Genomic DNA, 11,448 nt, shown 5'->3' with positions numbered 1-11,448 from the left:
TCGTAGAGCTCTATCTTTTGTTCACTCATGCAGGGAATCTCTGGCAAAGGCATGCCACACCCGGCGTGCCGGCCCTCGTGAGGCCGACCGCGCGGGCGTGACGCCGTTCAGGCGTCTGTTTGTGAAGAGCGCCCGGTCAGTTGAAGAACTTCGCCGTGCTCAGCAGCGTGCGGTAGACGCCCCAGATCAGCGGGATGCCCACGGCTGCCCAGGCCAGCACCACCACGACAGCAGGGGTTGCCCCGTTGCTGCCGGAGCCGGAGCCCACTTCGGTGGCTGCGGCGCGCTCATGCGCCAGGCGCTTTTCCTCGGCCAGTTCGGCGTCGGTCATGAACCACTTGTCGGCGACCGGGCGAATGGCCAGGTTGGCGATCAGGCCGATCACCAGCATGCCGACGAGGATGTACATGGTCTGGTTGTAGACCTGCTCGCGCGGCAGCCCCAAGCCCAACTGGTAGTCGCGCATGTAGTTGACGACCACAGGGCCCAGGATCCCGGCCGTGGCCCAGGCGGTGAGCAGGCGGCCGTGGATGGCGCCCACCATCTGCGTGCCGAACAAGTCGGCCAGATAGGCCGGCACCGTAGCGAAGCCGCCGCCGTACATGCTCAGGATGATGCAAAAGGCCGCCACGAACAGCAGCTTGCTGCCCGCTGCTGCGCTGCCCGGTGCGCTGAGGTACATCGCGCCACCGAGCACGAAGAAGACCACGTAGGTCATCCTGCGGCCCAGCTTGTCCGACAGGCTGGCCCAGAAGAAACGCCCGCCGATGTTGAACAGGCTCAGCAGCGCGGTGAAGCCTGCCGCCACGCCGGCAATCGCGGTGAGCTGGGCCTTGTCGAGTTCGCCGAATTTCTGCGCCACGCCGATCAGGCTGCCGCCGAACACTTCCTGCAGCATCGGGCTGGCCATGCCGATCACGCCGATGCCGGCCGACACGTTCATGCACAGCACGATCCACACCAGCCAGAACTGCGGGATGCCCCAGACCTTCTTCACGTGCACGTGGCGCTGGGTGATCATGGTGTTGGCCTGCGCCACCGGCGGCGTCCAGCCGGCGGGCTTCCAGCCGGTGGGCGGCACGCGGTAGCCGAAGGCGCCGCCCATCATGAAGACGAAGTAGACCAGCGCCATCACGATGAAGGTCTGCATCACGCCCACGTCAGTGGTGCCGGCGAAGTTCTTCATCAGCTCGGCCGCCAGCGGCGAGCCGATCATCGCGCCGCCGCCGAAGCCCATGATGGCCATGCCAGTGGCCATGCCGCGGCGGTCGGGGAACCACTTGATCAGCGTGCTGACCGGCGAGATGTAGCCCAGGCCCAGCCCGATCCCGCCGATCACGCCTGAGCCGAGGATCATCATCCAGAACTGGTGCAGGTGAATGCCCAGTGCCGAGATCAGCATGCCGCCGCACCAGCAGCAGGCACTGACCACGCCGGCCTTGCGCGGGCCGGCCCGTTCCAGYCAGCCGCCCCAGATGGCGGCCGAGCAGCCCAGGAAGACGAAGAACAGCGTGTACATCCAGCCCAGCGTCGAGATCTTCCAGTCGCAGGTGGTGGTGAACAGCTCGCCAATGAAGCCGACCTCGGGGCCGCACTTGATCGCTTCCTTGATGCCCAGTGCCTTGCTCAGCGGCAGCCAGAACACCGAGAAGCCATAGGCCATGCCAATGCACAGATGAATGGCCAGCGCGGCCGGCGGCACCAGCCAGCGGTTGAACCCGCGGCCTGCAATGGTGCGTTCCTTGTCCAGCAGGCCGGGCGTGGCGACCCCGGCTTGCGACCCATCAAGAACCAACGACATGCTTTTCTCCTGCTTTTAACTGCTGAGGTGCCGTGCGATGCGCGCACGAAGTGTCGGTAAGGCCGCGCCCGGCGGTCCAATTTATTCAAGGAATGGGTCAATAGGCTGGGGTGCTTCGGGTTCCCCCCGAAGTCGCTCACCGGGCGGGCACGAATCTACCCGATCGGCAAGGCGTTAGGGCCGCAGTTGCTAATTCGAAAGCAGGCCGGAGTGGCCAGCCGCCTGGGCCAGCCAGGCCGGGTCTTGCGCCAACCTGAGCGCGGCTTCGAGCGTGCGCGAGGGGCGGTTGGTGTCGTGCACCAGAAAGGCGATCGGCACCTCGACCTGCGGCTCGACCAGCGGCAATGCTTCGAGCTCGCGGTAGTCGCGCACGAAGCTCACCAAGGCGCCGGGCATGACGCTGCAGACACGGCCAGCCACGACGCTGAGGGCCAGCGCCAGGATCGAGTTGGTCTCGATCGCCGGGCTCACCGGCTGGCCGGTGGCCGCGGTGAAAGCACGGTCGACGATGGTGCGGTTGTGCATCTCGGAACTGAGCAGGCACAGCGGCAATTCGGCCGCCTCGCGCCAACCGATCGGAGGGCCGATGTGCAGCTTGTCCACCGTCGCCACACTGGCGCGGCGCAGCAAGAAGTACTGCTCGGCGTACWGCGGCACCACGCGCAGCAGCGAGCGGCTGTTGTCGATGCGTTCGGTGTAGCCCAGCCCCAGGTCCAGCGCCAGGCTCTCGAGGCCGGTTTCGATCTCGATCGAGCTGATTGAGCGCAGCGTCGGCCGGATGTCGGGGTGGCGGTCTTGCAGCATCGCTGCAAAGCGCGCGGCGATCGGCACGGCGGTTGGCACGGCGCCGATGGTCAGGTTGCCGCTCGGGTTGTCCGCCTGGCTGTGCAGGTCTTGCTGCAGCAGCTCGTGCTCGTGCAGCATGCGGCGCGCGCTGGCGAGGATGCGGTCGCCTTCGGGCGTGAAGCCAGCGAAGTTGCGGCCACGCTTGACGATCGAGGTGCCGAAGTGCTCTTCCAGCGCCCGCAGCGCATTCGACAAGGCTGGCTGGGTGACATGGCAAGCCAGCGCCGCGCGGCCGAAGTGGCGGTGGTCGTCGAGAGCGACGAGGTATTTGAACGATACGAACAGGTTCACCGGGCAAACACGCGCACCAGCGCAGTGTCTGACCGGGGGGCTGCCGCGCGGGCCCGCAGTTGGCCGCAACCGCCTTCGACGTCCTGCCCGGCCGATTGGCGCAGCTTGGTCAGGATGTGGCGGCGGTGCAGCGTGCGGGCGATCTCGGCTGCACGTTCCCAGCTCGGGCGCTGGTAGTCGAGCCCGTCGACCTGGTTGTACGGGATCATGTTCAGGATCGCGTACTTGCCCTTCAGCAGGCGCTCGATCGCATCGATCTCGTCGTCGCCATCGTTGACGCCGGCCAGCAGCGTCCACTGGTAYTGGATCGGGTAGCCGGTGCTGCGCGCGTACTGCTCGCCCAGTTCGACCAGCTCTTCGGGTGTGATGCGCGGTGCGCGTGGCAGCAGCTGTTCGCGCAGTTCGGGCTTGGTGGTGTGCAGCGACARCGCGAGYGCCGGCTTSACGCKSCCGAGCGGCAGGCGCTCGAASACGCGSCGGTCGCCGACYGTCGAGAACACCAGCTGCTTGTGGCCGATCSCACCSKCGGTGCCGAGCAGGTCGATCGCGTCGAGMACGTTGTCCAGGTTGTGSGCCGGCTCGCCCATGCCCATGAAGACGACCTTCTTCACCGGTCGGCGGCGGCGCGCCAGCGCGACCTGCGCGACGATCTCGGCGCTGCCGACTTGGCGCAGCAGCCCATCTTTGCCGGTCATGCAGAACAGGCAACCGACCGCACAGCCGACCTGGGTCGACACGCACAGGCCATCGCGCGGCAGCAGCACGCTCTCTACCGTCTGCCCATCACTCAGCTCGACCAGCAGCCGGGCCGAGCCGTCCTCGGCCGGATGCTCGGAGCGCACCGAGGCCAAGGCTTGAAGCTCTTCGTCGAGGGCTGGCAACGCATGGCGCAGCGTCTGCGGCATGAAGTCTTCGAGCTTGCGGCGGCCGCTGGTCTGCGGCAGCGCGTTGGCCCAAAGGCGCAGCACGCGCTCTTCGTGCTTCGGGTTGGCGCCCAGGGCGCGCAGGCGCTGGCGCAGCGCGGGCAAGGTCGAGAGGAGGGCGGACACGACAGGTCAGGAGGATGAGCGGGGGATTTCGGGCGGCTGGTCGGTGACCACATCGTCCCAGTACTCCATTGTCGCCGTGCTGCGAAAGCTCTGCCCGGCCAGCTTGACGCCCACGCGCTGCGTGTCGGGGTAGAAGATCACGTCGTGCGACTGCGTGTTGCCGATCAGCACATAGCGGCAGGGTGCGTCGCTGTGGTTGATCAACGTGTGGGCGGCCTTCTGGCCGGCTGGGAAACAGACGTAGTGGCCGGCCTTCATCACGTGGTGCTTGTCGCCCAGCCGCACGGTCAGTTCGCCTTCGAGGATGAACACGTGCTCCTCCTCGAGCAGGTGGTAGTGCGCTTGATTCGTCTGCTTGCCTGGCGCCAGCGTCTCGACCGCGACGCCGATCTGTGTACCTCCGCCGTAACTCGACAAATGCTGCCAGCGCATCTCGAAGCGCTCGCCGCGGCTGAACGCTTCGACAGGCACCTGGGCGATGTCGAAAGGCTCGTAGATGCCGTCGGCGTTCTTCGAGCTCGGGGCGGGTGGATCGATCTCGTTGTTGCTCATGGTGAATGCAGCCGCGGGGCGGCTGTGGCACAGTGCGGGGCCTTCAGCCTACCGTCTAAAACAAGGCCACAGTGAGCAGCCGACCATCGTCCGCCCCCACCATCATCGACGTGGCCCGCGAGGCCGGGGTTTCGATCAAGACCGTGTCGCGCGTGCTGAACCGCGAGGCGGGTGTGCACGAGCAGACACGCGAGCAGGTGCTGGCGGTGGTGGCGCAGCTGAAGTACCGGCCCAAGCTGTCGGCACGCAGCCTGGCCGGCGCGCGCAGCTTCCTGATCGGGTTGCTGTACTACGACCCCAGCGCGTCCTTCGTCAGCGGAGTGCAGAAGGGCGCTGCGGTGCGCTGCCGCGAAGCCGGCTACCACCTGGTCGTCGAATCGATCGAAGACGATGCGCCGGACATCGAAGCGCAGGTCGACCGCATGGTCGCGGCGCTGCGGCCCGACGGCATGATCCTCACCCCGCCGCTGTGCGACAACCCGCAGGTGTTGAAGGTGCTGGCCGACAGCGGCACGCCGACGGTGCTGATCTCGCCGGGCGAGCACGACCCCGCGCTGTTGACCGTGCGGATGGACGACGTGCAGGCCGCGGCAGAAGTGACCGAGCTGCTGATCGAGCTGGGCCATGAGCGCATCGCGTTCATCCGCGGCGCCACCGACCAGGCGGCGTCCGAGCTGCGCTACCAGGGCTTCAAGCGGGCGATGAAGGCGCACGGGCTGGTGGTCGACGAGTCGTTGGTCTACCAGGGCGACTTCACGTTCCCCACCGGTGTGGCCGGCGCCAACCACCTGCTGGCGCAGCGCAATCGGCCGACGGCCGTGTTCGCCAGCAACGACGACATGGCGCTGGGCGTGCTGTCGGCCGCGCAGCGGCTGGGCCTGCAGGTGCCGGCCGAGCTGTCGATCGCCGGCTTCGACGATTCGCCCGCGGCGACGCTGGTCTGGCCGCCGTTGACGACGGTGCGCCAGCCGATCGAGGACATGGCGCGCATGGCGGTCGACATGCTGGTGACGCCGGCGAGCACCGATGGTGAGCCGACACCCAGCGAGCGCGTGTTGCCGCACCAGTTGGTGCCGCGCGGCTCGACCTTGGCGCTGGCGTCGCCCAAGCGCCGCACGGCCGCACGCAAGGCCTGACGGCTTGCTTTGAGCGGTCCTCTCACCCACGGATGAAAGTATCGGGAAGACCCTCGGTTGACGCTCAATGACAGCGTTGTCAGAATTCGGCACACCAGATTAGACAACGTTGTCATTTTGCGAAGGCGAGACGGCAGCGGTGGTCCGCTGGTGGGGGCCACTCAGCGCGGCGAAAAGCCACGACAAACGACAGAAGGAGACATGGTGGTGATCAGCAAGAAGCATGTGGTGAGGGCCCTGGTGCCTGTCGCCGTTCTCTCCGGCGCCGGTGTGATGGCGCAAGACAAGCCGACGGCCGACGCGGTCGAGCAAATCACCGTCACCGCGACGAAGCGGCTGACGCTGGTGCAGGACACGCCACTGGCGGTGTCGGCCTTCTCCGGCAAGGACCTCGAGAAGGCGCAGGTCAAGGACCTGTCGACGATGCAGGCGCTGGTGCCTAACCTGAGTGTGGAGCAGCACGGCGACTCGGGCGGCGTGCACGTCTTCCTGCGCGGCGTCGGCTCGACCAACCACACCGAGCTGGGTGACCCGGCCGTGGCCTTCCACGTCGACGGTGTCTACTCGCCGCGGCCGCAGGGCGCGACGGTGCTCATGTATGACCTGGCCAGCGTCGAAGTAGCGCGTGGCCCGCAGGGCACGCTGTTCGGCCGCAATGCGACCGCCGGCTCGGTGAACCTGGTGACCGCGAAGCCGAAGTTCGGCGATTCGAGCGGCTCGTTCGGTGTTGTCGTCGGCGACCGCAACCACATCGGTGTGCAGGCCGCGATGAACGTGCCCTTGGCCGAGACCGCTGCGCTGCGTATTGCTGCCATCAGCGACCGGCAAGACGGCTGGGTCGAGTACCAGGAGCGCTCCTACGTTCAGCCCGGCGCGCGCAAGTACGGCGCGACCGACCAGCAGGGCATCCGCACCACGCTGGTCTGGGATGTCACCGACAGCCTGCGGACCACGACCGCGCTCGAGTACTACCGCGATCAGGGCACCGGCAACGTCTCGCTGATGCAGACCCCGCGCGCCGGCCAGAAGTGGAACTCGGCGCTGATCGACACCCCGGGGGCGCTGGACCAGGACAACGCTACCTTCCGCACCCGCATCGACTGGGCGATCACGCCGTCGATCGAGCTGAGCTACATCGGCAGCATCAGCAGCATGTCGCGTACCAACGCGAGCGACAACGACGCTGGCGTCTCGCCGGGCTTCAAGCAAGAGCACCGCACCGAGTGGTCGCGCTTCGACAACAACACCCATGAGCTGAACCTGAAGTCGACCGACGACGGTGCGTTCCAGTGGATCGCCGGCTTGTTCTCGATCAACGAAGACAACAAGATCCGCTTCGACATCGACATCTCGACGTCGCCGGTCATCGGCACCACCGGCCCGATCATCGTCCACCCGGTGGCCGACACAGACACCGCCTGGGCGATGTCGTTCATCCAACCCCAACGCACGCTGTCATCCCAGGCTGTCTTCGGCCAGGGCACCTTCAAGTTCAACAAGGAATGGGCGATCACCGCTGGTGCACGCCACACGTCTGAGAAGAAGGAAGACGTGGGTGGCCGCAACTGGGTCTGCCCGCAATTCGGCGCCACCATCGGCACCGGCGGCCATCTGATCGGCCCGGGCGGCCCGGTCAACCGCGACACCTGCAACAGCGACTACGACGACGTGTTGCCGGCGCCCGACTACGGCACCTGGCCGGGCGGTGGCCACAACGACGGCAAGACCGAGGACGATGCCAACACCTACCTCGGCCGCCTCGAGTTCAAGCCCAGCAAGGACCTGCTGACCTACGCGACCGTGTCGACCGGCTTCAAGTCCGGTGGCCTGTCGGACGGCGGCCGCCGCCACAAGCCCGAGTTCCTGACGAACTACGAACTGGGCATGAAGACCGAGCTGTTCAACCGCACGCTGGCGTTGAACCTGGCCGCCTTCATGATGAAGTACAAGGACATGCAGGTCTCGTCGATCGAGTACCAGAGCAACGGCCAACAACAGCTGGTGACCAGCAACGCGGCCAAGGCGACGATCAGCGGGCTGGAGGCCGAGTTCAGCTGGCGCCCGGTCAAGACCGACCGCTTCAGCGGCAACTTCTCGTTCCTCGACGCGAAGTACGACGACTTCCTGACCTGCGATTCGGCCCTGACCGACTGCTCGCTCGATGTCAACGTCGTGAACCTGAAGGACGAGCAGCTGCCGCACGCGCCGAAGTTCTCGACCACCTTCGCCTACGAGCATGACTTCACGATGCCCGGCGGTGGCCTCGTGGTGCCGCGTGTGCAGGTGCACTACCAGACGCGCACCAAGCTCGGTCCGTTCGGCGACATCAGCCCGAACGCACCGGCCGCCGCCCGCGCCACGCCGGACGCGCGCTTCCAGGACGCGTATTCGACAGTCGACCTGAGCGTTCGCTACGAAGAGCCCAAGGGCCGCTGGTTCCTCGAAGGCTTCGTCGTCAATGCCGGCGATGAACACGTGAAGACCGATGCCTCGTGGGTCAACGGCACCGCCTGGACCTCGTTCTACAACCCGCCACGCACCTACGGCGCCAAGATGGGCTATCGCTTCTGATCGCCCCAGGGGCCGCTCCTCTCGCGGCCCCAGCATTTCCCACGCCGCACCTTGCCCGGCGCCCGCCCACACACAGCCGGCGCCGGGTTCTTTTTCAGAAACAGCTGTCTTTGACTGCAGAGGACGCGATCACCATGTTCAGCAAGGCCACGGCCTGCACCCTGGCGCTGGTGTTCAGCCACGCCGCGTGGGCTGAGAAGACCACGCTGACGGTGGCCACGTTCCCAGACCTGGACCGCGCGTCCAAGGCCGCGGCCGAGAGCTTTCAAAAGCAGTACCCGCAGGTCGAGCTGAAGATCGTCTCGCTGCAGTACGCCGACCACCACACCGCGATGACCACCGCACTGGCCACGGGCTCCGGCCTGCCGGATGTGATGGCGGTCGACTTCCGTTTCATCGGCAAGTTCGCTGAGAGCGGCGGTCTCGAAGATCTGAACACCGCACCGTACAACGCGCAGACGCTGCGCAACCAATTCGTCAAGTACACGTTTGCGCAAGCGACAGGCAGCAAGGGCAACCTGGCCGCGATGCCGGCTGACATCGGCCCCGGCACGTTGCTCTATCGCAAGGACGTGGCCGACAAGGCGGGCGTCACCGAGGCCGAGCTGACGAAGAGCTGGGAAAGCTACATCGAGGCCGGCAAGAAGATCAAGGCCAAGACCGGTGCCTACCTGCTGGCCGATGCAGCCGACATCCGCGACATCGTCTTGCGCACCGGCCTGAAAGACGGCGAGGGCCTGTACTTCGATGCGCAAGGCAAGGTGCTGGTCGACAACCCGCGCTTCGTGCGTGCGTTCGAGCTCRGCCGCGCGGCGCGCCAGGCTGGGCTCGACGCCAAGGTCTCGCCGTGGACCAACGACTGGGCGGCCGGCTTCAAGCAAGGCCGCATCGCCAGCCAGATGATGGGCGCCTGGCTCACCGGTCACCTGAAGAACTGGCTCGCGCCGGACACCAAGGGCCTGTGGCGCTCGGCGGTGTTGCCCAGCGGGCAGGCCGGCAGCTATGGCGGCTCGTTCTACGCGATCCCGAAGAAGGCCGCGCACAAGCCCGAAGCGTGGGACTTCATCCGCTTCATGACGACCAACAAGGCGACGCAGCTGAACTCGCTGAAGGTGCTCGACACCTTCCCCGCCTTGATCGAAGCACAGAACGACCCGGTGATGGACGAGCCGCTCGCTTTCCTCGGTGGCCAGCCGGCGCGCAAGCTTTGGCGCGACATCGCAGCGCAAGTGCCGGCGACGCCGGTGACCAAGTACGACGCGATGGCGACCGACGTGATCCGGGACGAGTTCGAGAAGGTCGTCGCCGAAGGCAAGGCGATTCCCGCTGCATTGGCCGATGCGCGCTCGCTGATCGAGCGCCGGGCGCGTCGTTGAGGGCATGACGATGGAAAGCGCGATGCCCCTGGTCAAGCCGGCGAGTCTCGCCGTCGCGCCGCGCAAGAAGGCCGGCGCCGCCTGGCGCATGCGCCGCTGGGCGCCGTACCTGTTCATCGCGCCATTCTTCGTGCTGTTCATCGTGTTCGGCGTGTTCCCGCTGCTGTTCTCGATCTGGTTGTCGCTGCACCAGTGGGACCCGGCCGCCGGGCTGGGCGCGATGCGCTGGGTTGGCTTCGAGAACTATGTGTTCGCGGCCACCGATCCGTGGTTCCACAAGTCGCTCTACAACACGCTGTGGTTCGCGCTGGTGTCAGGCGTGCCGCAGCACTTTGTCGCGCTGCCGCTGGCTTACTTCATCCACCGCCACCTGAAGCGCAGTCGCAACGCGGTGGTGGCGGCGTACTTCGTGCCCTACATCACCTCCAGCGTCGCGATCGCGCTGATCTTCAGCACGCTGTTCTCCAAGGACTACGGCGTCATCAACGCAGTGCTGGGCCCGTGGATGAGCGAGCCGATCGACTGGCTGGGCGACGCCGCGTACACCAAGCCCGCGGTGGCCTTCGTCGTCTTCTGGCGCTTTCTCGGCTGGAACCTGGTGCTGTACCTGTCGGCACTGCAGGTGATTGACAACGAGCTGTACGAGGCGGCGACGCTGGACGGCGCCGGCAGCTGGCAGCAGTTCCGCTTCATCACGCTGCCGTTGCTGAAACCCATGATCTTCTTCGCAGTCACGCTGACGATCATCGGCAACCTGCAGCTGTTCGAAGAGCCGTTCATCCTGGTCGATCCCGAGAAGGGCGTCAGCCAATCGGTGATGACCAGCGCGATCTTCATGTACCGCCTGGCTTTCAGTGATGGCGACTTCGGCACCGCGTCGGCCGTGTCGTGGCTGCTGTTCCTGATCATCGCGGTGCTGACTTGGGGCAACAGCAAGCTCTTTGGCCGAACCGGGGGGCAGCATGCGTCGTCGTGACCTGCGTCCCGGCTCGGTCGCGGCCTGGGCCCTGGTGGGGGCCGGCGGGCTGCTGCTGGTCGCGCCGTTCTGGTTCACCTTCGTCTTCGCGACGCACGGCCGCGCGGCGATCTTCAACTCGCCGCCGCCATTCTGGTTTGGCTCGGCGCTGCTGACCAACATCGACCTGCTGACCGAACGCCTGCCGTTCTGGCGCAACCTCGGCATGAGCGTGTACGTGGCCACGTTGACGACCGCGCTGAACCTGCTGCTGTGTGCGCTGGCCGGCTATGCGTTCGCGGTCTACGAGTTCCGCTTCAAGAAGCAGCTGTTCGCGGTGGTGCTGGGCTCGATGATGTTGCCGAGCTTCCTCAACATGATCCCCAGCTTCATGGTGATGGACGTGCTGGGCTGGATCGACGAGCCGCGTGCGCTGTATGTGCCGGCCGCCGCGAGCGCTTTGGGCATCTTCATGATGCGCCAGTACATCGGCTCGGCGATCCCGAAAGATCTGCTCGACGCGGCACGCATGGACGGGTGTGGCGAGTTCCGCATCTTCTGGAGCGTGGTGCTGCCACTGCTCGGGCCGGCGCTCGGCACGCTGGGGCTGATCACCTTCATCGCGTCGTGGAACAACTTCATGGCGCCGCTGGTGGTGATGCGCTCGGCCGAGCACTACACGCTGCCGTTGGCCTTGCGCTCGATGCAAAGCCCGAACAACACCGAATGGGGCGCGCTGATGGCTGGCAGCGCGATCGCGATGCTGCCGCTGCTGGTGGCCTTCTTCTTCAGCGCGCGGCGGCTCGTCGCGGGCTTGACCTCCGGCGCGGTGCGCGGCTGACCGCGCGCCACCGATTCCTCGCACCTGGAT

The 11,448-nt window shown here is 66.4% G+C and carries 9 protein-coding genes; 5 read left to right on the top strand and 4 right to left on the bottom strand.

Annotated features, from left to right (window positions below):
- Window positions 1-136: 136 nt before the first annotated feature.
- From AC1DYI_RS16585 to AC1DYI_RS16570, 4 genes are all read right to left on the bottom strand, one after another.
- On the bottom strand, window positions 137-1,801 hold the full coding sequence (locus AC1DYI_RS16585; RefSeq protein WP_477205234.1) for an OFA family MFS transporter: 1,665 nt from the start codon (window positions 1,799-1,801) through the stop codon (window positions 137-139).
- Window positions 1,802-1,990: 189 nt separating this feature from the next.
- Window positions 1,991-2,938, bottom strand: a complete 948-nt coding sequence (locus AC1DYI_RS16580; RefSeq protein WP_477205233.1) for a LysR family transcriptional regulator — start codon at window positions 2,936-2,938, stop codon at window positions 1,991-1,993.
- A complete protein-coding gene (locus tag AC1DYI_RS16575; RefSeq protein WP_477205232.1) occupies window positions 2,935-3,987 on the bottom strand; it encodes an RNA methyltransferase in 1,053 nt (350 codons plus the stop codon). Before AC1DYI_RS16575 ends, AC1DYI_RS16580 begins: the two co-directional genes overlap by 4 nt.
- Window positions 3,988-3,993: 6 nt before the next feature.
- Complete coding sequence (locus AC1DYI_RS16570) at window positions 3,994-4,539, bottom strand: cupin domain-containing protein (RefSeq protein ID WP_477205231.1); 546 nt, start codon at window positions 4,537-4,539, stop codon at window positions 3,994-3,996.
- A 71-nt stretch (window positions 4,540-4,610) separates the two neighbouring features.
- On the opposite strand from AC1DYI_RS16570, the gene AC1DYI_RS16565 reads away from it, so the two are divergent.
- The 5 genes from AC1DYI_RS16565 to AC1DYI_RS16545 all read left to right on the top strand — a co-directional run bounded on the left by AC1DYI_RS16565 (window position 4,611) and on the right by AC1DYI_RS16545 (window position 11,418).
- On the top strand, window positions 4,611-5,675 hold the full coding sequence (locus AC1DYI_RS16565; protein WP_477205230.1) for a LacI family DNA-binding transcriptional regulator: 1,065 nt from the start codon (window positions 4,611-4,613) through the stop codon (window positions 5,673-5,675).
- A gap of 207 nt (window positions 5,676-5,882) precedes the next feature.
- Window positions 5,883-8,246 carry a TonB-dependent receptor gene (locus tag AC1DYI_RS16560; protein ID WP_477205229.1) on the top strand — a complete coding sequence of 788 codons (2,364 nt, stop codon included), beginning with the start codon at window positions 5,883-5,885 and terminating at the stop codon, window positions 8,244-8,246.
- A gap of 134 nt (window positions 8,247-8,380) precedes the next feature.
- Window positions 8,381-9,622, top strand: a complete 1,242-nt coding sequence (locus AC1DYI_RS16555; RefSeq protein ID WP_477205228.1) for an ABC transporter substrate-binding protein — start codon at window positions 8,381-8,383, stop codon at window positions 9,620-9,622.
- A 22-nt stretch (window positions 9,623-9,644) separates the two neighbouring features.
- On the top strand, window positions 9,645-10,598 hold the full coding sequence (locus tag AC1DYI_RS16550; protein ID WP_477205227.1) for a carbohydrate ABC transporter permease: 954 nt from the start codon (window positions 9,645-9,647) through the stop codon (window positions 10,596-10,598).
- Complete coding sequence (locus tag AC1DYI_RS16545; RefSeq protein WP_477205226.1) at window positions 10,585-11,418, top strand: carbohydrate ABC transporter permease; 834 nt, start codon at window positions 10,585-10,587, stop codon at window positions 11,416-11,418. Before AC1DYI_RS16550 ends, AC1DYI_RS16545 begins: the two co-directional genes overlap by 14 nt.
- The last annotated feature ends 30 nt before the right edge of the window (window positions 11,419-11,448 follow it).

The organism is Ideonella sp. P3_A4 (assembly GCF_056403075.1).
Note: the sequence above shows the minus strand (reverse complement) of the source record. Positions and strands in the feature narration are given on the sequence as shown.